The sequence below is a fragment of the Marinobacter sp. P4B1 genome (genome assembly GCF_001447135.1).
Taxonomy (GTDB): Bacteria; Pseudomonadota; Gammaproteobacteria; order Pseudomonadales; family Oleiphilaceae; genus Marinobacter; species Marinobacter vinifirmus.
Map to the genome: position 1 here is coordinate 34,033 of NZ_LLXM01000015.1, position 21,036 is coordinate 55,068.

21 protein-coding genes are annotated in these 21,036 nt (G+C 59.6%); 5 read left to right on the forward strand and 16 right to left on the reverse strand.

The features are described 5' to 3' along the window. Positions 1-109: 109 nt before the first annotated feature. From AQ621_RS11780 to urtA, 15 genes are all read right to left on the reverse strand, one after another. Positions 110-850: an NYN domain-containing protein gene (locus tag AQ621_RS11780; RefSeq protein ID WP_058341609.1), complete on the reverse strand. Its 741-nt coding sequence runs from the start codon at positions 848-850 to the stop codon at positions 110-112. Between the two features lie 182 nt (positions 851-1,032). Beyond that, the gene (locus AQ621_RS11785; RefSeq protein ID WP_058341610.1) at positions 1,033-1,830 is read right to left on the reverse strand and encodes a nuclease-related domain-containing protein; all 798 of its coding nucleotides are present in this window, start codon (positions 1,828-1,830) and stop codon (positions 1,033-1,035) included. 162 nt (positions 1,831-1,992) lie between these two features. Next, the gene (locus AQ621_RS11790) at positions 1,993-2,568 is read right to left on the reverse strand and encodes a HupE/UreJ family protein (protein ID WP_058341611.1); all 576 of its coding nucleotides are present in this window, start codon (positions 2,566-2,568) and stop codon (positions 1,993-1,995) included. 43 nt (positions 2,569-2,611) lie between these two features. Next, entirely contained in the window at positions 2,612-3,250 is a 639-nt protein-coding gene (gene ureG / locus AQ621_RS11795; RefSeq protein ID WP_011786432.1) for an urease accessory protein UreG, read from the reverse strand. Positions 3,251-3,275: 25 nt separating this feature from the next. Then, positions 3,276-4,004, reverse strand: a complete 729-nt coding sequence (locus AQ621_RS11800; RefSeq protein ID WP_082641064.1) for an urease accessory protein UreF — start codon at positions 4,002-4,004, stop codon at positions 3,276-3,278. Next, the gene (gene ureE / locus AQ621_RS11805) at positions 3,976-4,551 is read right to left on the reverse strand and encodes an urease accessory protein UreE (RefSeq protein ID WP_058341613.1); all 576 of its coding nucleotides are present in this window, start codon (positions 4,549-4,551) and stop codon (positions 3,976-3,978) included. Before ureE ends, AQ621_RS11800 begins: the two co-directional genes overlap by 29 nt. 62 nt (positions 4,552-4,613) lie before the next feature. Next, positions 4,614-6,317 carry an urease subunit alpha gene (ureC, locus tag AQ621_RS11810; protein ID WP_058341614.1) on the reverse strand — a complete coding sequence of 568 codons (1,704 nt, stop codon included), beginning with the start codon at positions 6,315-6,317 and terminating at the stop codon, positions 4,614-4,616. 148 nt (positions 6,318-6,465) lie between these two features. After that, positions 6,466-6,783 (reverse strand): urease subunit beta, encoded by a 318-nt coding sequence (locus AQ621_RS11815; RefSeq protein WP_058341615.1) that lies wholly within the window; start codon positions 6,781-6,783, stop codon positions 6,466-6,468. 11 nt (positions 6,784-6,794) lie between these two features. Next, positions 6,795-7,097, reverse strand: a complete 303-nt coding sequence (ureA, locus tag AQ621_RS11820; RefSeq protein ID WP_022992779.1) for an urease subunit gamma — start codon at positions 7,095-7,097, stop codon at positions 6,795-6,797. A gap of 175 nt (positions 7,098-7,272) precedes the next feature. After that, the gene (locus AQ621_RS11825) at positions 7,273-8,169 is read right to left on the reverse strand and encodes an urease accessory protein UreD (RefSeq protein ID WP_058341616.1); all 897 of its coding nucleotides are present in this window, start codon (positions 8,167-8,169) and stop codon (positions 7,273-7,275) included. Further along, on the reverse strand, positions 8,166-8,864 hold the full coding sequence (urtE, locus tag AQ621_RS11830) for an urea ABC transporter ATP-binding subunit UrtE (RefSeq protein ID WP_058341617.1): 699 nt from the start codon (positions 8,862-8,864) through the stop codon (positions 8,166-8,168). Before urtE ends, AQ621_RS11825 begins: the two co-directional genes overlap by 4 nt. Next, complete coding sequence (gene urtD, locus AQ621_RS11835) at positions 8,864-9,688, reverse strand: urea ABC transporter ATP-binding protein UrtD (protein WP_058341618.1); 825 nt, start codon at positions 9,686-9,688, stop codon at positions 8,864-8,866. The genes urtE and urtD overlap by 1 nt, the downstream gene beginning before the upstream one ends. Further along, the gene (urtC, locus tag AQ621_RS11840; RefSeq protein WP_058341619.1) at positions 9,685-10,818 is read right to left on the reverse strand and encodes an urea ABC transporter permease subunit UrtC; all 1,134 of its coding nucleotides are present in this window, start codon (positions 10,816-10,818) and stop codon (positions 9,685-9,687) included. Before urtC ends, urtD begins: the two co-directional genes overlap by 4 nt. 3 nt (positions 10,819-10,821) lie before the next feature. Beyond that, a complete protein-coding gene (gene urtB / locus AQ621_RS11845; RefSeq protein WP_058341620.1) occupies positions 10,822-12,426 on the reverse strand; it encodes an urea ABC transporter permease subunit UrtB in 1,605 nt (534 codons plus the stop codon). Between the two features lie 78 nt (positions 12,427-12,504). Continuing rightward, positions 12,505-13,818, reverse strand: coding sequence for an urea ABC transporter substrate-binding protein (urtA, locus tag AQ621_RS11850; protein WP_058341621.1), 1,314 nt, complete (start codon positions 13,816-13,818; stop codon positions 12,505-12,507). 649 nt (positions 13,819-14,467) lie between these two features. Here urtA and AQ621_RS11855 point away from each other — a divergent pair. Both AQ621_RS11855 and AQ621_RS11860 read left to right on the forward strand, forming a co-directional pair. Beyond that, on the forward strand, positions 14,468-14,740 hold the full coding sequence (locus tag AQ621_RS11855) for a ComEA family DNA-binding protein (protein WP_058341622.1): 273 nt from the start codon (positions 14,468-14,470) through the stop codon (positions 14,738-14,740). A gap of 103 nt (positions 14,741-14,843) precedes the next feature. Then, a complete protein-coding gene (locus tag AQ621_RS11860; protein WP_058341623.1) occupies positions 14,844-15,788 on the forward strand; it encodes a DMT family transporter in 945 nt (314 codons plus the stop codon). Positions 15,789-15,822: 34 nt separating this feature from the next. On the opposite strand, the gene gloA is transcribed toward AQ621_RS11860, so the two are convergent. After that, on the reverse strand, positions 15,823-16,371 hold the full coding sequence (gene gloA / locus AQ621_RS11865; protein ID WP_022989764.1) for a lactoylglutathione lyase: 549 nt from the start codon (positions 16,369-16,371) through the stop codon (positions 15,823-15,825). 251 nt (positions 16,372-16,622) lie between these two features. Here gloA and AQ621_RS11870 point away from each other — a divergent pair, with 251 nt between their 5' ends. From AQ621_RS11870 to AQ621_RS11880, 3 genes are all read left to right on the forward strand, one after another. Continuing rightward, positions 16,623-17,633, forward strand: coding sequence for a DUF6160 family protein (locus AQ621_RS11870; RefSeq protein WP_058341624.1), 1,011 nt, complete (start codon positions 16,623-16,625; stop codon positions 17,631-17,633). Between the two features lie 82 nt (positions 17,634-17,715). Next, positions 17,716-18,774 (forward strand): lysylphosphatidylglycerol synthase transmembrane domain-containing protein, encoded by a 1,059-nt coding sequence (locus AQ621_RS11875; protein WP_058341625.1) that lies wholly within the window; start codon positions 17,716-17,718, stop codon positions 18,772-18,774. After that, positions 18,771-20,990 carry a glycosyltransferase gene (locus tag AQ621_RS11880; RefSeq protein WP_058341626.1) on the forward strand — a complete coding sequence of 740 codons (2,220 nt, stop codon included), beginning with the start codon at positions 18,771-18,773 and terminating at the stop codon, positions 20,988-20,990. The genes AQ621_RS11875 and AQ621_RS11880 overlap by 4 nt, the downstream gene beginning before the upstream one ends. Positions 20,991-21,036 lie beyond the last annotated feature (46 nt).

Here is a 21,036-nt window from a genome sequence, read left to right on the forward strand (position 1 = left end):
ACTTGAAATTATTTTAGCCCTATGCACCTACTCATAACGCGTGCAGCATGCGCGCCCATGGGATGGAGCCAAAGGCGCAATGTAATAGGCGTCGTTCCGCCTGCGTTAGTTAAGCATTTTTCGGCCTGTAAGCAACAATATTGACAATACCTTTCCCTTTGTATTTGGTCATTTCAAACTCATTGTCCAGCAGCGCAATCACCTCAGGAAGTTTGGTAACACCGTAGGTTCTGGGATCAAAATCAGGTTTGGATCGTTTTACGAAACTCCCAGCAGACGCTACGTTTGCCCATCCATTATCGTCTTGATATTGCTCCCACGCTTTTCGGAGAACTGGTACCAATGCAGAGGCACCCTCGACTGCGTCCTTATTGTTTGACTCCTGAGAGACCCCTCCCGCCCCATCGGAACCAAGATTCTCTGTAAAAATGAAGTCATCACAGGCATTGCGGAAAGAGATCGGTGTCTTTTTCTCTCCGACGCCAAATACAAAAATCTCAGCTTCTCTCAACCTAGATGCTAGTTTGGTAAAGTCACTATCACTCGATACGAGTGTAAACGCATCGAATTTCTTCGAGTAAAGCAGATCCATAGCATCAATTATCATTGACGCATCAGTTGCGTTTTTTCCGGTAGTGTAAGCGAATTGTTGAATCGGTTGGATGGCGAGCTCATTCAAGGACTGCTTCCAATTTTTTAAGTAATCACTTGACCAGTCACCATACGCACGTTTGATCACGACGTGCCCATGCGCAGATATTTCGTCTAGGATGGCTTTAACTTTGGAGTATTGAGCGTTGTCCGCATCGATTAGAACAGCGATTTTTTTGTGCTCATCAAGATCTTTCATGCACGTCCTTCGATAAATGATTGTGCTTAACAGTAATTAAATAGCGCGCTTCGTTATTGCAATCATGCGAGCGTCAATAACAGCTCGGAACCGACACTCAAAACTCGAGAATTTAACCTTTTAAATCAATCCAGTAAGCTACACTAACACTCTGCCCGCGCCGTAATCATTTTACAGCTTCGTTACTGCAATATCGAAGCACCAACCATCCCCCGGCACTTTGGAAATGCCTTGCAGCCATAAAACTCCTTCCCAATATTCTCTCCGCGCTTCACTGTACGCTTTACCATCTCTCCCTGGCACTTCGGGCACCGTGGCACACTTTCTTTCTTGGCCACGATCTCCTTCACATGCGCCACGTGCTTCCGGTGATTGCTGAAAGTAGCCGCTAGCCGCCCGGATTCAATGGCTTCAATCACCTTCTGAACCTCAGCATTCGACAGCCGCTGCTCGGTTTGGGCTTTGATAAAGCGAATGTATCCACCACCGTAAGTGACGTTGTCCGGCATCGGCGTTTTGAAAGTTGAATCCCCCACAAACACCACCAGCGAAATTACCTGCTCATCGCCGAGTCCCAGCAGGCTTTGCAAAGTCTTCAGGTGCTTGTAGTTCTGGTGCAGCGGGTTCTGGAATTTCTGCGAGTGCTTGAAGATCTTCTGTGTCCAATACCGCTGTTTGGCGTTACCAAAGATCCAGCCCTTCATGTTCTTGGTTTCCACCACAAACACGCCATACCGGGAGACAATGATGTGGTCGATTTGAGTGGTGCCGTCTTCGGTCGGCAAGGTGACGTTTTTGATGAGGTGGTAACGGGTTTTGTCGAGAAACAGCTTTGCGGCTATGTTGACCATGGCTTCGCCGGCTCTGCCTTTGAACCAGGGTGTTCTCAGAATGGGTAACAGGATGAACAGCGGTACGAAATACCAGACTTGATTCGGTAGAGAGTTTAGTAGGGTGTTGAATAGCTGGCCGAAGTCCATCCGTTTTCCTTAACAGCGGCGTCAATCCGTTTCTTATAACTACACACTAACCTACTCTTCAGTAAACTTCCCATACCGTCAAGGTCAAATTTTGTAAACCATATACTAAAAAAAGCCGCGCGGTTTCCCGGGCGGCTTTTCGTTTCCGAAGGTACTACGGAATCAAGCAGCGGCCAGATAAGCGCCCGCCACAGCCAGAACTCCCCCAACGCCCCGACTAAACCGGCTATCCGCCCTCAGCATCAGACTACCCAGCCCACGGCCAACCAGCGTGATGGCCAGTGTGGCGATGGAGAAGCCCGCCAGATAGGCCGCCAGCGTAGCGCCTTCCGGCATTTCCGCCCCATGCGCAAAACCGTGAAACAGCATGAACGCACCAACCAGGGTGCCGCCCACGGCGGTGGGCAGTTTCGCCCGGGTGGCAATGAGGATGCCGGCCACCAATACCGAGAAGGTGATGCCGGTTTCCACGCCCGGCAGGCTCAGGCCGCCCCAGGCCAGGGCTGCGCCGAATACCATGCCGCCGATGACGAAGGCGGGGGTGGCGTTTTTCATGAGTTTGCTCTGGCGCACGCTCCAGAAGCCGATGGCCGCCATGGCCAGCAGGTGGTCCAGGCCCAGCATGGGGTGCAGCAGGCCGCTGGTGAAGCCGCCTTCGGTATGGCCGGGGTGGGCCATGGCGGTGGCGGAGGCGGTCAGCAGCGCGGCGGTGGCGAGAAGTTTTGAAGTCAGTTTCATGGTGTTGCTCCTGGTGGTTCTGTAATCGTATTGGTTCGTTTGCTCAGGCCATTTCAGCCAGTTTTTCGGGCCTTCTCTCAGGCAACATGCCGCGCTCGAGAATGAAGCTGATGATGGTGTCCAGCCCTACCCCGTCGTACAGGTTGGTGAACACGAAGGGACGTTCGCCGCGCATTTTTTTGCTGTCCCGCTCCATTACGTCCAGGGAGGCGTGTACCTGTTCAGCAATGTCGATCTTATTGATGATCAGCAGGTCGGATTTGGTGATGCCGGGGCCGCCTTTGCGGGGGATTTTGTCGCCGGCGGACACGTCGATCACGTACAGGGTGAGGTCGCTCAGTTCCGGGCTGAAGGTGGCGGAGAGGTTGTCGCCGCCGGATTCCACCAACACCAGTTCCAGGCCCGGGTGACGGCTTTGCAGGTCGTCGATGGCGGCCAGGTTCATGGAAGCATCCTCGCGAATCGCGGTATGCGGGCAGCCGCCGGTTTCCACACCCAGGATGCGGTCTGCGGCCAGGGCTTCGTGGCGCAGCAGGAAGTCGGCGTCTTCCCGGGTGTAGATGTCGTTGGTGACCACGGCGATGTCGTAGTGGTCCCGCAGGGCGGTGCATAGCTGGCGCAGCAATGCGGTTTTACCAGACCCGACCGGGCCGCCGACGCCTACTCTCAGACAATGTGTCATGGCTGTATCTCCTTGATGTTTTTATTCAGCTTCTGAAAAGCCGTGAATACTGGGTTTCATGCAGGGCACTGCCGAGCGCGAGGCCCGGCAGGATGGGCCCGAGTTCGTGGTCTTGCCGGGCCAGCGCCTGGTCGGCGGCAATCACCAGTGCCGGGCGCAGTTTTTCGATAATCCGTTGGGCGGCGGTGTGGCCCAGGGGCAAGGCTTTGCAGGCCACCGCCAGCTGGTTTTCCAGCCAGGCCCAGGCAAAGCCCAGCAGGGTTTGCCGCACCGGCACCCGGCGCACCTGAGCGGCCCAGGCAAACAGGGTGATGTAGCCGGGCTCGGCCGGAATCAGGTTTTGCTCCGGCAACAGGTTGAGGTTGCCCAGCAGGGTTTTCAGGGCGCCGCCCAGGCGAGTGTCTTCGTCGCTCAGTTCTGCGGTTTCCCGGGTGGCGTGCAGCCACTGGTTCCAGTGCGCGATGGTGGCGCCGTTGTCGTTCGCCCAGGCGGTTTGCAGCCGGGCCAGTAATGGCAGTTCACACCGGCTCAGGCCGTCTTCCAGTACGCCTTCAATCCACCGGGCCAGTTCCGCTTCGTTGTTCACCCAACCCAGCTCAAAGGCACTTTCCAGGCCCTGGGACCAGGCAAAGGCGCCGATGGGCAAAGCCGGGCTGACCAGCTGCATCAGCCCCAGCAAAGCCAGGTCGCCGCCGGGCTCGCTCTCACCCGCCATGGCTGCTGGCTCAGTGGGTGTGCTTGTGGCCGTGAGCATGGGTATGTCCAGCAGCGTGAGTGTGGTCATGGCTTTTACCGTGCAAGTGCTCATGAGAGTCCGCGTGGGAATGGCCATGGCTATGACCGTGCGAATGGCCCTGGCCGGCCTGGTTGTAGGCTCCGGGTTCCGGGTCGAAGGTGGCGGTGTGGTGCACTACGGTGGCGCCCAGGCGTTCGGCCAGCTCTTCCAATACGTGATCGGGCGGAAAGCGCACGAAGGCGCCCTGCTCGTCTTCACCGATCGCCAGGGTGACGTGGCGGTTGCCCAGGTGGTAACACAAGCGGGCCAGCGGCAGGCCGGTTTCTACGCGGGCGGTGACCACACGCTCCTCGGCAGCGCGAATGCGGATGATCTCGCCGGATTTCGCTTCCAGCAGGTCGCCATCTCTCAGCACCGGGCCCCGGTCCAGAAACAGGCCCACGTCCAGGTTGGTTTCGGTGGTGGCCCGCAGGCGGCCGCGAATGCGCAGTTCGTAGGGCAGCACCAGGTTGTCGTGGATTTCGCTGGCGTCTACTTGGGTAATGCGTTTTATCAGTTCCAACATCCGTTCGTTCCTCTCCCAGCCTTGAGCTGTCTTGCTTAAAAATCAGCCTTAGGCTGTATTGATTAAAAAAGGTGGTAGCGCTGGGCCAGGGGCAGTTCGGTCGCTGGCTCGCAGGTGAGCAATTCGCCATCGGCGTGCACTTCGTAGGTTTGCGGGTCTACGGTCAGGTGCGGGCAGGCGTCGTTCAGTTTCATGTCTTGCTTGCGCACGCTCCGCACGCCTTTGCAGGCGGAGAGCGGGCTGTCCAGCCCCAGTTCTTTGCCAATATTGGCGTCCAGCGCAGCCTGGCTGACAAAACTCAGGCGCGTGGCACTGGCGGCTTTGCCGAAAGCGCCAAACATGGGGCGATAGTGCACCGGCTGCGGCGTGGGGATGGAGGCATTCGGGTCGCCCATCGGGGCGGCGGCAATCATCCCGCCCTTGAGGATGCAGGCCGGCTTCACGCCGAAAAAGGCCGGGCTCCACAACACCAGGTCGGCCAGCTTGCCCACTTCCACCGAGCCCACCTCATGGGCGATGCCGTGGGTGATGGCAGAGTTGATGGTGTACTTGGCGATGTAGCGTTTGGCGCGGAAGTTGTCGGCGCCGCGTTCCTGGTCTTCCGGCAGCAGGCCGCGCTGCACTTTCATCTTGTGGGCGGTTTGCCAGGTACGGCAGATCACCTCGCCCACCCGGCCCATGGCCTGGGAGTCGGAGGAGATCATGGAGATCACGCCCATGTCGTGCAGGATGTCTTCCGCCGCGATGGTTTCCCGGCGGATCCGGGAATCGGCAAAGGCCACGTCTTCCGGGATGTTCGGGTCCAGGTGGTGGCATACCATCAGCATGTCCAGGTGCTCATCCACGGTGTTCACCGTGTAGGGCCGCGTGGGGTTAGTGGACGACGGCAGTACGAAATCCTTCGAGCAGGCGGTGATGATGTCCGGAGCGTGGCCACCGCCGGCACCTTCGGTATGAAAGGTGTGAATGCAACGACCCTTGAAGGCGGCCAGGGTGTCTTCCACAAAGCCGGATTCGTTAAGGGTGTCGGTGTGGATGGCCACCTGGATGTCGTAATGGTCGGCCACGGTCAGGCAGTTGTCGATGCTGGCCGGGGTGGTGCCCCAGTCTTCGTGCAGTTTGAGGCCGATCACGCCGGCTTTCACCTGCTGTTCCAGCGCCTCCGGCAGGCTGGCGTTGCCTTTGCCGAGAAACCCGATGTTCATGGGCAGGCTGTCCACGGCCTGGAGCATCTTGCCGATGTGCCAGGGGCCCGGGGTACAGGTGGTGGCGTTGGTGCCGGTGGCCGGGCCGGTGCCGCCGCCGAGCATGGTGGTCACGCCGCTCATCAGGGCTTCTTCTACCTGCTGAGGGCAGATGAAGTGGATGTGGGGGTCGATGCCGCCGGCGGTGAGGATTTTGCCTTCGCCGGCGATGATTTCGGTGCCGGGGCCGATGACGATGGTCACATCGGGCTGGGTGTCGGGGTTGCCGGCTTTGCCGATGGCGGCGATGCGGCCTTTCTGGATGCCCACGTCGGCTTTGACAATGCCCCACCAGTCCAGTATCAGGGCGTTGGTGATGACGGTGTCCATCACTTCGTCGTCGCAGCGCTGGCTCTGGCCCATGCCATCGCGGATGACTTTGCCGCCGCCGAATTTTACTTCGTCGCCGTAGTGGGTGTGGTCCTGTTCTACTTCTATCCACAATTCGGTGTCGCCCAGGCGGACTCGGTCCCCGACTGTGGGGCCGTACATGTCGGCGTAGGCTTGTCTGCTGATTTTCATTATATCCCTCGTTGTAACTTGGGTGCCGGGGCCGGTCGGGTAAGGCTTTCCAGGAAACGCTCCTGGCGGCACATCCATGTGGCGCTTGTTCTCCGGCATCCATGCCTCCGCACATTCCTGGAAAGCCTTACCCGACCGACCCTCATAGTTATTTCGTGGAGTCCAAACTCCCCATTACTTCACCCCGGAAACCATAAATTTCGCGCTTTCCTGCAAACGGAATCAGCGTCACAGACCGGGTCTGGCCGGGCTCAAACCGAATGGCGGTGCCGGCGGCCACGTCCAGGCGGTAGCCGCGGGCTTTGGCGCGATCGAAGTCCAGGGCGGGGTTGGCTTCGGCGAAGTGGTAGTGGGAGCCGATCTGCACCGGGCGGTCGCCGGTGTTGCCGACGTTCAGCTGGATGCGTTCGCGGCCGGCGCAGAGTTCGATGTCGCCGTCTTTGAGTTGGTATTCACCGGGGATCATGTGTCTGCTCCTTAGACGATGGGGTTGTGGACCGTCACGAGTTTCGTTCCGTCCGGGAAGGTGGCTTCCACCTGGACTTCGTGCACCATGTCAGCCACGCCGTCCATCACATCTTCGCGGGTGAGGATTTCGGTGCCGGCGCTCATCAGTTCGGCCACAGTGCGGCCTTCGCGGGCGCCTTCCATGATTTCGGCGCTGATCAGGGCCACCGCTTCGGGGTAGTTCAGTTTCAGGCCTTTGGCTTTGCGGCGTTCGGCCAGCAGGGCGGCGGTGAACAGCAGCAGCTTGTCTTTGTCTCTGGGGGTTAGCTCCATTACCTTTCTCCGTGTTTGTTCTCTTGTCGCGCCTGATCCACGCACGAAGTTTGAAGAAGCGAGCGGGTACGTCCCTCCGGGACCGTCGGCAGCATGGATGCTGCCGTCGAGCTTACAGGGATGTATTTACAGCGTGTCCCGGAGGGACGTACCCGCTCGCTTCCTGCTCCCATGGTCAGGTCATCCAGATTCTGGGTGTGTGGGCCGGTACGCCGGCGAGCATGGGGCGTAGCAGGTGCCAGGCTTGTTCGCACAGGGCCCAGGCTTCGTTACGTTCGGTGCCGAGATAACGCAAAAGCAGCACGCCCCGGCGCCGGGTCACCGCCCAGCGGTTGTGGTCTGGTAACTGTGCTCTCAGCACTTCGATAGCGCCGGCTTCGTCGTCCAGGCCGACCGCCCAGAGGGTCGCCTGTACAGTGGCGCAGCCCTGGCCCCAGGGGCCGGTGAACCGGCGGTGTTTCGGGTCCAGTAGCTGGCGCTCAAGCCACAGCGGTTGGTCGTCCAGGCTTAAATGGAAACGCTGTTCCAGTTCGCCAGTGGCAAACGGCAGGTCGCTGGCCGGGCGGCCCAACGCGAGCACTTCCCAGCCCAGGGTTCGGGCGTCGGTTTCCAGTTCAATGGTGGTGGTTTGCAAACCACGGGAGCCGTCGAAGGCGATGGTTTCCTGGGGCAGGTATTCCAGGATCGCGTCTTTGGCTACCTGCAACCGGGTGTGCTGGCCCCAGGCCACGCCATGGCTATCGGCCTTGTACAGTTTCGCCGCGGCCGGGGTGGTCAAAAGCGCGTGGCCACCTTCGGCCACAGAGGCTTCGATGCGCAGTTCGTCGCCGCTCACCAGGCCACCCGGGGGGTGCAGCAGGTACACATGGCAGCAGCCGGTTTTGCCCTCCGGGTAGAAGGGGCGCTGCACCCGCAGTGGACCATGGTGGCGCCGGCGCACCAACCGGGTTACCGGCGCAGGTTCGCTCTCGGCGCGTGCTTCAAACCCCAGTTCCAGGGCCGCCGCCCAGCGCCGTTCGGTGTCGAAACGGTGGCCGGAGGCGTGGCGGTCGATGGCTTGGTAGGCGGTCATACGGTCAGGTGCTGTTTGATGAGTTCATCGGTCAGCCCGGCAATGTCGCCTTCGGCCACGCGCCGACCCCGGTCGAGGATGGCGAAGCGGTCGGCGTATTTGCGGGCGAACGGCAGTTTCTGTTCCACCAGCAGCACAGTCAGGCCGTCTTCTTCAATCAGCCGGCGAATCACTTCGCCAATCTGGGCCACGATGTTGGGCTGGATGCCCTCCCCTGGCTCATCGAGGATCAGCAGTCTCGGCTCAATCACCAGCGCCCGGCCAATGGCCAGCTGTTGCTGCTGGCCGCCGGAGAGGTCGCCGCCCCGGCGGTGTTTCATTTCTTTTAGCACCGGGAACAGCTCGTAAATGCGCTCGGGGATTTGCTTACTGCCATCGGCCCGCACCGCCAGGCCGGTGCGCAGGTTTTCCTCCACGGTCAGCAGCGGGAAGATCTGCCGGCCCTGGGGCACATAGCCGATGCCCAGGCGGGAGCGGTCTTCGATTTTCTTTTTGGTGAGTTCCACATCCCGGGCAAACTCGATGGAACCGCTTTTCACGGTTTCCTCGCCCATGATGCATTTCATCAGAGTGGTCTTGCCTACGCCGTTGCGGCCCATCACGCAGGTACACTGGCCCTGGGGCATGTCCAGTTCCAGGTCCCAGAGGGTGTGGCTTTCGCCGTAGTACTGGTTGAGTTTTTCAATCTTGAGCATTACGCCTCCTCCCCGAGATACACCTTGATCACGTCTGGGTCGTTGGAGACCTGGTCCATGGAGCCTTCGGCCAGCACGCTGCCCTGGTGCAGTACGGTGACTTTGCGGGCGATGGAGCGCACGAAGCCCATGTCGTGTTCCACCACCACCACGGACTGCTTGCCCGCAAGACTGGTGAGCAACTCGGCGGTGCGTTCCATTTCCTGTTCGGTCATGCCAGCCACGGGCTCGTCCACCAGCAGCAGCCGGGGTTTCTGCATCAGCAGCATGCCGATCTCCAGCCACTGTTTCTGGCCGTGGGAGAGGATGCCGGCGGGCTTGTCGCGCAGCGCCTGCAAACCGATCATTTCCAGGATTTCGTCAATCCGGTCCCGGTATTCCGCGGTCATGATGGCGGTCAGGGTGGGCAGGATGCGTTTGTCGGCGGCCATGGCCAGTTCGAGGTTTTCGAATACGGTCAGGGCCTCGAACACGGTGGGCTTCTGGAACTTGCGGCCAATGCCCAGGGTGGCAATGTCCGGCTCGTTCATGCGCAGCAGGTTGTGGCGGCTGCCGAACCACACCGAGCCGGTATCGGGCCGGGTTTTACCGGTGATGATGTCCATCATGGTGGTTTTGCCCGCCCCGTTGGGGCCGATGATGCAGCGCAGCTCGCCGTCGTCGATGGTGAGGTTGAGGTTGTTGATGGCCTTGAAGCCATCGAAGCTCACGCTCACGTCTTCCATGTACAGAATCGGGCCGTGGCGCACGTCAACCGGCGAGGCCACGGGGGTGAGAAATTCAAACACCTGGTCCCGGTTGGCAAGTTGTTCAAAGATGCTCATGCGGTGGCCTCCTGAGCGCCGGGTTGGTCATCGTCCTTCTGGCGGCGTTTCTGTAGCAGGCCGGCAATGCCCTTGGGCAGGAACACGGTCACCAGCACAAACAGCGCCCCCAGGGCGAACAGCCAGGCGTCTGGCATGACGCCGGTGAACACGGTTTTGGCGTAGTTCACCAGGATGGCGCCGATCACCGCCCCGTAAAGCGTTGCGCGACCACCCAGGGCGACCCACACCACGATTTCGATGGAGAACAGCGGCGAGAATTCGCTGGGGTTGATGATGCCCACCTGTGGCACATACAACGCGCCGGCCACACCCGCCAGCATGGCGGAGACCACGAACACAAACAGCTGCACCCGCTCCTCCCGGTAACCCAGGAACCGGGTACGAGCTTCGGCATCGCGGCAGGCCACGCTGACCCGGCCCAGCTTGCTGGTCACAATGGCACGGCACACGACATAGCCCACTGCCAGCGCGATGCCGGTCGCCAGGAAAAGGCCAAGTCGGGTGGCGTCGCTGCGCAGGTTGAAGCCGAGGATGTCTTTGAAATCGGTCAGGCCGTTGTTGCCACCGAAGCCCATCTCGTTGCGGAAGAACGCCAGCATCAACGCAAAGGTGAGTGCCTGGGTGATGATGGAGAGGTACACGCCGGTTACCCGGGAGCGGAAGGCCAGGAAGCCGAACACCAGCGCCAGCAGGCCCGGCGCCAGCAGCACCATGATGAAGGCGAACCAGGCCATATCGAAGCCCTGCCAGTACCAGGGCAACTCCTGCCAGTTCAGGAACACCATGAAGTCTGGCAATACAGGATCACCATACACGCCGCGATCACCAATCTGGCGCATCAGGTACATGCCCATGGCGTAGCCGCCGAGGGCAAAGAAAGCGCCGTGGCCGAGGCTGAGAATGCCCAGGTAACCCCACACCAGGTCCACCGCCACCGCCAGCAGGGCGTAGCACAGGTACTTACCCAAAAGGGTAACGGTGTAAGCACTTACGTGCAGGGCACTGTCTTCCGGCATAAACAGATGCAGGAAGGTAACCACCACCAGGGCGGCGAACAGGACTCCGAGGAAAACTTGGGTGGAACGCTCCTGGAACGGCCGGAGCAGCCAGGTTTGTGATGTCGCCATAACTCAGCCCTCCGCCGCCCGGCCTTTCTGCGGGAATAGCCCGCGTGGCCGCTTTTGAATGAACAGAATGATCAGCACCAGCACCATGATTTTGGCGAGGACCGCACCAGCCCAGGGTTCCAGCAGTTGGTTGATGGTGCCCAGGGAAAGCCCGGCAATCAGGGTGCCCCAGAGATTGCCCACACCACCGAACACCACCACCATGAACGAGTCGATGATGTAGTTCTGGCCCAGGTTGGGGCCAACGTTGGTGATCTGCGACAGGGCCACGCCCGCCAGCCCGGCCACACCGGAGCCCAGGGCGAAGGTCATAATGTCCACTTTGGTGGCTTTAATGCCCATGGAGCGGGCCATGGCCCGGTTCTGGGTAACTGCACGGACTTCCAGACCCAGGCGGGTCTTGCGCATGATCAGCATCAGCCCGGCGAATACCACCAGGGCAAAGCCAATCACGTACAGGCGGTTCAGGGTGAGGGATAAGGCTTCGTTGATCATGATCGAACCGCTCATCCACTCCGGGGTCACCACGGTGCGGTTGAGGGGGGAAATCACGGTACGCACCAGTTGCTGCAGGATCAGGCTGATGCCGAAGGTGGCCAGCAGGGTTTCCAGCGGGCGGCCCTTCAGGTACTGGATAACGCTGCGCTCAATGGCGATGCCCGCCAGCGCCGCCACCAGGAATCCGGCCGGGATGGACAGGATCAGGGCCAGGCCAGGCTGGCCCGGGAACAGTTGCTGCATGCCCCAGGTGGTGTAGGCACCGAGCATGATCAGCTCGCCATGGGCCATGTTGATCACGCCCATCACACCAAAGGTGATGGCCAGGCCAATGGCGGCCAGTACCAGTACCGAGCCGAGGGACAGGCCAAAATACAGGGTCTCTGCAGCGCGGTTGAGTTTCAGTTTCTGCTCAATGCTGGCCAGGGCTTTCTCGGCCGCAGCCGCCAGCGCAGGGTCATCGCTGTTAACGGCATTATTCAGGGCGGCACGCACAGTCGGGTTCAGGCTGCCAGACAAAGTGGCTACCGCCTCAACATCGCCCTGCTCCACCTGGTAAATGGCCAGGGCATTGGTGAGCATGTCACGCACCTGGCCGTTGTCTTCCACCTGCAAACGGGCCTGCAGCTGGGTGGCCAGCGCTTCATTCACTTCGCCCAGCAGATTGCGCGCGGCATCAAGGCGTTGGCCTGGGTCGGCCACGGTCAGGTCGATAACCGAGAGGATGCCCTCGATGTCGGCCCGCAGGGCGTTGTTCACCCGCAGGCTTTGCAGATCACGGCGCGACATTTCACCCAGGTCTTCGCCGGTCAGGGCGTCGGCGATCTGCCAGTTACGGCCCCGGTTGTTAACCACAATCACCAGGGCACCGGTGTCTTCAATCATCGCGAGTTTGCCGTCGCGAACGGCTTCCAGCCAGCCCCGGGCGCGTTCGTCGCCGGTTTCGGAGAGGGCTTTGAGTAAGTCGGTTTTTTCAGCTTGCCCGGCTTCTACGAGCCGTTTCAGCAGCGCTTCGGGCGCATCGGTCTGCGCCTGGGCATTCGCCAGTGTGGCCCCTAGGGCCAGACAGACAGCCAATACCATCCTGGCGAGCAATCGGTGAATGCTCATGATTCATTCCTGTTGGCTTGGGAATTCGGGAGCGGTGCCGGGCAGGCTCAGGCCTGCCCGGCTGTGCCCGGTTGGAGCTTAGTTGGAGGCGACGTCAGCCGAGCCACCACCGCACTTGCCGGTGACCACGTTGAAGTTGCCGCAGCGCAGGGGCGCGCGCCAGTCGCTGATCAGATCCTTGGAGCCCGGCAGGAAGTCAGACCAGGCATCGCCCGCCACGGTAGACGGGGTTTCCCAGACTACGGAGAACTGGCCGTTGTCCTGGATCTCGCCAATCAGCACCGGCTTGGTGATGTGATGGTTCGGCATCATGGTGGCGTAGCCGCCGGTGAGGTTGGGCACGCTCACCCCGATGATGGCGTCTTTCACTTCATCCACGTCGGCGGTGCCGGCTTTCTTCACCGCTTCAACGTACATGTTGAAACCGATGTAGTGGGCTTCCATCGGGTCATTGGTGACGGCGGCATCGTCGCCCTTGTAGGCAACCCAGGCGTCGATGAAGTCGTAGTTGGCGTCGTTATCCACGCTCATGAAGTAGTTCCAGGCAGCCAGGTGGCCAACCAGCGGAGCGGTGTCGATGCCGGAGAGTTCCTGTTCACCCACGGAGAACGCAACCACGGGAATGTCGGTGGCGGAAATGCCCTGGTTGCCCAGTTCACGGTAGAAGGGCACGTTGGCGTCGCCGTTGATGGTGGAGACCACGGCGGTCTTCTTGCCGGCGCTGCCGAATTTCTTGATGTCAGACACGATGGTCTGCCAGTCAGAGTGGCCGAAAGGCGTGTAGTTGATCATGATGTCGCCGGCGGCCACACCTTTGTCTTTCAGGTAGGTTTCCAGAATCTTGTTGGTGGTGCGTGGGTAAACGTAGTCGGTGCCCGCCAGCACCCAGCGCTCAACACCCAGATCGTTCATCAGGTAATCAACCGCTGGAATCGCCTGCTGGTTGGGCGCCGCACCGGTGTAGAACACGTTTTCAGATGATTCCTCACCCTCGTACTGAACCGGGTAGAACAACAGGCCGTTCAGCTCCTCAACCACTGGCAATACGGATTTACGGGACACCGAGGTCCAGTTACCGAAGATCACGTCGACCTTTTCTTTCTCCAGCAGCTCACGGGCTTTCTCCGCGAACAGCGGCCAGTTGGAAGCCGGGTCAACCACCACCGGCTCCAGCTGGCGGCCAAGTACGCCACCGGCGGCGTTCTGCTTTTCAATCAGCATCAGCATGGTGTCTTTCAGCGCGGTTTCACTGATGGCCATGGTGCCGGACAGGGAATGGAGAATACCCACCTTGATGGGGTCTTCGGCGGCAAACGCGGTATTGATGGAACCGAAAGAGACAGACAGCGCCAATGCAGAGAGGCCCAGTTTCACGTGTTTTTTGATGCTCATGTTGTGCGTCCTTTTCGTTGGGTTATGAGTCGTCAACGCCTGAACCCCATAGCATCAGCTGTTCCAACACCACAGAAAATACCTTAAAAACATCATGTTATATATTGTTCATCGCGCATTTCGTAATCGCGCCACAAGATAGCGCACTAACCTTTGCTTCAATTCAGTGCACTGGGCAACCAAGCGCGCTGTTTGTGTGCACGACGCTCGCAGCACCCAAACCATGAACCCAAATTCACCGAAATACTCACAACGATGTAAGACATCTCGCACGCACCAACAAGCCGATGTCCGGTATTCCCCCCATTCATGTTCAGTAAAATGGCGGTTGTCAGGGATGATAAGCCAGCACGGACGTTGGCTCAGGGATGGAAACTCCACGGATTCAGGAGTTGCCCGAAGGACAGGGCTGCAAGGATGAACGCAAGGACGAAGTGCTCAGGATGATGCGCGCCTGACGGATCAGGCAGGGGTCAGCCACGGAATGTCGGGACTACACGGATCGTAGTCCCATTCCGTGCACTCAGGCTCCAACACCCACCTGCCGCCCAAGCTCACCGGATAACTCCAGCCTACCGCCCTACCAGCAACCACTCGCTGTCATGCCTGACTGTTCATAACAACATTATCGGCACTCAGGAGTTCTCCGATGAAACACAACGCCCTTCTGGCAACCCTCGTTTTGCTGTTCAGCCTGGCCACCGGCTTTGCCTACGCCAACGAAGCTGAAACCATCAATATCAATACAGCCGATGTAGCTACCCTGGCCTCGCTGAACGGTATTGGCGAAGCCAAGGCACAGGCGATCATCACTTACCGCGAAGAAAACGGCCCGTTTTCCGCCACCGAAGAGCTTGCCAAGGTGAAAGGCATTGGTGCCCGTACGGTTGAGAAGAATGCCGAGCGGCTCGCCGTAGAGTAAGACCCTGTCGGGCAGCCCCGGCTGCCCTTCCCTGCCCCTCTGGCGCAGCCATGCTGCCACTGCTACCCTTGCCGGCCAACCCACACCAATCCGGCAGATTCAGATGATTCAAGGCGCCCTTTTGATTGCCCTGGCCGCGCTGCTCTGGGCCACCACAGGCATTGTTGCCAAGTTTCTGTTTACCGGCACAGAGCTTGAGGCCATCACCCTCGGTTTTCTTCGGCTGGTGGTTGCCCTGCCGTTCTTCTGGCTGCTGATGCGCCGGGAGCAGAAGCAACTGCTTGCCGCCCACCCCGGCCAGCAGGTTGCCGGCAGCTCGCTGCGTTCGCTGGGCCTGAAAGCCTTTTTGCCATTGGCCGCCCTTGGCCTGTTCCAGGCGTTTTACCAGGGCAGCTACCTGCTGGCCGTCGACCTTACCGGCGCTGGCATTGCCACCCTGATTTCCCTGTGCCTGCCGCCCGTCCTGGTGGCCATTCTGGCCGCGCCGCTTCTCGGGGAAAAACCGAACCTGCTGACGGTCATCGCAGCACTCGCCGCCATTGCCGGCACCGGCATGCTGGTGGTCAGCGATATGGATACCGCCGGTTCACTGCGCCTGGCAGGTATTCTGATGGCGTTGCTGGCTGCCGCCGTCTATACCGGCTTCACACTTACCAGCCGTTACAACTCTGCCGGCACACCGGTATTCACAACCGCCTTTATCTGCTTTGCCACGGCAGCGTTACTGCTGTTGCCGGTGGTTGCATTCAGTGGAGGGTTTGAAGGGCTGGACACTCTGGGGCTGAAGCACTGGCTGATGATTGTCTACATCGGCGTGGTGCCCACCTGCATCGGCTATGTAAGCTTTTTTAGCGGTATAAAAACCACACCTGCCACCTTGTCCAGCATTATCGTAACGCTGGAGCCGCTCTTTGTGGCGCTACTGGCCTGGGTGATTCTGGGGGAAGTGTTGGGGCCTGTCGGTATTGCCGGAGCACTGATTCTGACCATAGCGGTGATCGTGGCCTCCCGCTATGGCAAATCCCCGGATACCAGTGCCGAGCACTGATACCGGGGCTACCGCTGGTTAACACGCGCAGAGATCAGCTGTCTTTGCGCTGTTTTTCCAGCATGTTCGGCTGCAGGATTTCAATCCAGTAGCCGTCCGGGTCTTTGATAAAGGCCAGGCCTTTCATCTTTCCGTCGTCCGGCTTCTTCACAAACTCCACGCCCAGTTTTTCGAAACGCTCGCACGCGGCGTAAACATCCGGCACTGCAACACCGATGTGGCCAAAGCCCTGGGGCTGGTCGTTGCCATTGTGGTAAGCGAAGTCTGCATCGTCTTCGGTACCCCAGTTGTGGGTGAGTTCCAGCATGGCTTCGCGCCCGAAGGTATAGGTTGTGCGATGGGCATCGTCTGCCGGTACAGATTGGGCCTGTTTGTCATCCAGGTAGCCGAGGAAATAGAGCGTGAACTTCATTTCCGGGAAATCCAGTTTACGCACCAGCCGCATCCCCATTACCCGGGTGTAGAAGTCCAGGGAGCGCTCAGGCTCTTTAATGCGCATCATGGTCTGGTTGAACACATAACCTTCGGTTTCCGGTACCGGAGCGTCGTAAAGACCGGGCGCCTGCTCGAAATGCTTGGGCATCGTGGTTTCCCCTTTGGTTTAGAGGGTGATTTTTGGGATTCAATCCCTATAACTGCGTGCTGCTGGCGCGGATTTCAAGGTCATAGACCGCTCCCATGCGACCAGCCGGTTTGTGAAACAGCGCACAGATACCCGCGCCCTCCCCGCCTAAAGTACACCTGTACAACAAATAACCACCGCAGCCTTGGTTGTGTTGTCCCTGCGGGCTTGTCAAAACAACAACAAATTGTCGAATGAAACCCGGGGCCAACATGTACCGCACCTATTCCAAATTGCCACTGGCCGGCACGTTACTGGCCGCAGCCAGCTTGCTGCCCGTGCCTGCCGCTGCTGACTTCCAGCCGCTGAATGATTCAGCCATGTCGTCGGTTACCGGCCAGGCCGGGGTCACCATCGAGCTGGAAACCAAGCTGAACATCGACAGCCTGACCTGGACCGACGAGGGCACGCTCGGTGTGAACGGCATCCGCCTGTCCGGCCACAACGATTCCGTGCTCGATAACCTGAAACTGACGGTCGATATCGCCGGTGAGGGCGAAGTACTGACCCACGGCTTCTCTGAAATCGCCCGCAGGGCAGACGCCGGCCTGCTGAACAGCTCTGATCCCGATGTTGCCGATGCCCTGGCCCGCTACGCACTCTCCGGCGGTTACGGCAAGAAATTCAACAGCGGCGACCTGGTTATCCACCTGGGCGCCACCGATTACGGCGACCCGACCAGCCTGGCCGACTACCTGCAGGCAGTGGACTTCGAACTGGCCATCGACAGCGTGACCACCACCGGCTCGGAAGGCAGTGCCAACCTGTTTTCCAATATCTTTTTGCAAGGCTATGTCGGCCCTACGGACCTGGTGATTCGTAACGGTGGCACATCTACCCGCACCCTGGCTAACGGCAACAGCGTCTCCGGCTCGGAGCTTCAGTTGGATACCCATTTTGAGATCACCAACGGCAGCCTGGACTGGGAAGCGGCAGACGTAATCCTGCTGTTCAACTTCGCCGCCGTCGGCATTGAAGGCCTGCAGATCCACAACCGCAGGGGCGACGATACCCTTGGCCACTTCGGTATGGCCCATGCCACCGCACGCCTTGCGAAAGGCACCAGCGCGGGCTCCGGCAAAGACGGGCTGTCCATTCACGATGTCGAGTTCCGGGCGGACATCGATATGCCGGTTTTCAAGATTGGCGGCACCAGTATCGGTACGGTGCAGTTCACCGATTTTGCCATTACCGACACCACCATGATGGTTTACGGGCACTGATAGAACCTCGCGTGGCACCGTTCACTGGACAAGGCCCACGCCGGTCAGGGTAAACTGCCTGCCCTGATACGGCGGGCGAGCAATGGCAAGCGAGACTGACGGCGATTACCAGAAACGGACCTCCTGGCGCAGGCTGACGCTGTTCAGCCTGGTCTTCCTGCTGATGACCGGCGCAGGCCTCTATGCCGTATACGACCGCTTTGCCGGCCGCAGTTTCGAGTTTGATAACCGCCTGCTCTCCCCCACCTTATTGATCCCGGCCGCGGCCCTGTTACTGGTGTATTACCTGGCCGATGGCCTGCGCCTGCACTACACCCTTCGGGCGCTCGGCCACCGGCTGCCCTTGCGCAAAGTATTCCGGCTGGTGTTTATCAACCTGTTTTTCTCCAACGTCACGCCCATGGCCACGGGTGGTGGCTTTGCCCAGATCTGGTACCTGACCCGCCACGGCGTGCCGGTTGCCCGCGCCACGGCCGCCACCACGATTCGCACAGTACTGGCGGTGATCTTCATTTTCTCCCTGACTCCGGTCTTTCTGCTCACGCTGGACGCACTCGATGGTGGGGTCTTATCGTCTGGTGTCAGCACGGCCCTGGCCGTGTTCGTAACCCTGTATCTGGGATTTTTTGCGGTGCTGCTGCTCCGCACCCGCTGGCTGATTGCCCCTCTGAGCGCCCTGATCGCCGGGCTTCGCAAGGCCCACCTGATCAACGCCTGCCGTCACGACCGGTGGCAGTTCAAACTGCGCCGGGAAATGCTCCGGTTTGCCCAGTGCTTCAGCGATTACCTGCGAGGCAACCCCCGCGATATACTGCTCTCGGTGGGCTTTACCGCGCTGTTCCTGCTCAGTTTGTTCAGCTTTCCGGCGCTGCTGATCCATGGTCTGGGCTATGAGGTGGATTACCCGGTCACTCTGGGGCTGCTGGTGGTGACAACCTTCATCATGTACTTCTCGCCTACCCCGGGCGCTTCCGGCATTTCCGAAGGGGTGTTCGGCAGTTTCTTCCGGGATATCCTATCGGGTAACCACCTGGTGCTGGTCACCATTGCCTGGCGCTTTCTGACGATCTACCTGGGTATGCTGATCGGCCTGCTGGTGATGCAAAGGGAACTGATCAAAAGCCACCGGAGCGTGTCATGACCCGACGAAACCCGCTGAAACTCCTGTTTTACCTGTGCCTGGTAATTGTCGTGGCCTTGATCGGCTACAAGGTGTACCTGAATTTCTTCAAGCAGGATTTCGAAGCCCTGCACAGCGAGCAGGTGGAGCGAATCCACCAGCGCACACCACCCGGCGAAGGTATCCGCTTTGCGGTAGTCGGCAACATCAACAATTCGGTCGGCATTTTCGAGCGGCGCTTTATTCCGGAACTGAACCAGGCCGGCCTGGATTTCCTGGTTTCCGCCGGCAACGCGGTCAGCGGCGGTGGTGAAGACAAATACCGGGCGCTGTACGGCACCCTGAGCCACCTGGAGATTCCCTACTTACTCACCTTCGGGGCCCACGAATACGAGGACTTCGGCAGCTTCCGGTTCTACGACCACTTCGGCCCGCATTTCTACAGCATCCGCACCGGCAATACCCGGCTGATTTTTCTCGACAGCACCGGCAAAACCCCCTGGCGCTGGCAAATACGCTGGCTGAGGGACCTGCTGGCCCACGACACCAGTAACGCCCAGATCCTGTTTGTTGGCCATCCGCTGTTGAAACCGCAAACCCCGATCCTGTTTGACGGAGAAGAAGACTACTTGCAACCGGAAGCCTTTCGCCAGGCGTTGATGCAGCTGGTGAAGGAGCAGGATATCGACCTGGTGCTTTCCGCCAACCTGTCCCTGTATGACGAACAGGAGATTGACGGCACTCCCTACATCACGACCGGCGGCGCCGGAGGCCTGGTACTCAACACCGAAGAAAGCTTCTACCACTACGTTGAGGTGTCGGTCTCGCCGAACGGCGAGGTGCAGCACCAGATGCAGCGCCTCGAGGTGGGCCAGCACCCCCTCTGGAAACGGCTGGAAGGTTTCTGGTTCTTTATCTACTCCCTGTTCTATACCGGCTTTTTGAACTTCATCCTGATTGTGTCGGTGTTTGTGGCCATCACCATCAAACTGTACCAGGTGATCTTCATCGGCAAAGACTACTATCCGGACTACGACCTGGACCCTACGCCCTGGCTGGAGAAACCGTTACGGGTGGCCATGTTTACCAACAACTACCTGCCGTTCATTGGCGGTGTGCCGATTTCCATCGAACGATTGCGCAACGGGCTGGAGCAACTGGGCGACAGCACCCTGGTTGTCGCGCCAAAATACCGCGACCAGTCTGACCAGGAAGATGCGGTGGTTCGAGTGCCCTCGCTTTTGGCCATGGGCGAGAAACGGGAGTTCCGGCTGGCCAATATCTTCCTGGCCCGCATTCGCAAACAGGTTCGGGCGTTCCGGCCTGATGTGATTCACCTGCATCATCCGTTCTGGCTCGGCAGCCTGGGGCTGTTTATGGCCCGCCAGCTCGGCGTTCCGGCCATCTACACCTACCACACCCGGCTGGAGCACTATGCCCACTTCGTGCCCCTGCCCGGCATGCTGTTCCGCAACCTGATTTCTCACGCGTTGATCAAGCGTTTCGCTAACCGCTGCGATGGGGTGATTGTGCCCACCTACTCCACCGAGGAATACCTGCGCATGATCGGGGTAACCACGCCCACCTTTGTGCAGCCCACCGGCATCGAGTACCAGCGCTTTCAGTCGGTAGAAAAAGCAGACGTTGACGCCCTGCGCAACAAACTGGGGCTGACCAACGAGAAGGTTTTCATCAGCGTGGCGCGGTTGTCTAACGAGAAAAACATCGACTTCATGATTGAAGCCATCGACCAGCTGAGGACAGAAACCAGCGTCCCGTTCCGCTTCCTGATGATCGGCGACGGGCACCAGCGGGACCGCCTTCAGAAAAAAATTGAAAGCCTGGGCCTGGCAAGCCATTTCACCCTGGCCGGTGCGGTGCAACCGGAGGAGATGGCGCTCTGGTATAACCTGGGGGATGCCTTTCTGTTCGCCTCCAAATCCGAAACCCAGGGCATGGTCATCCTGGAGGCCATGTCTGCCGGCTTGCCGGTGGTGGCTGTTCGCGCCAGTGGCATTGAAGACGTGGTGCGCGATGGCCTGAATGGCTACAAGACACCGGAGAACCAGGCTCGCTGGCTCGAGAAGGCCCGGCAACTGCTGGAAGATGACGCACTGCGTGCGGAACTGTCCGACAAGGCCCGCAACTTTGCCGCAGACTACTCCATCGAACAGTTTGCCCGGGATGTCAGGGGCATTTACGCCACCAGCCTGGCGGCCAGGCAAAAGCGACACTGACCCGCACACTCCGGTGTTGGGCGCAGCCGCCTGATCGGTTTACACT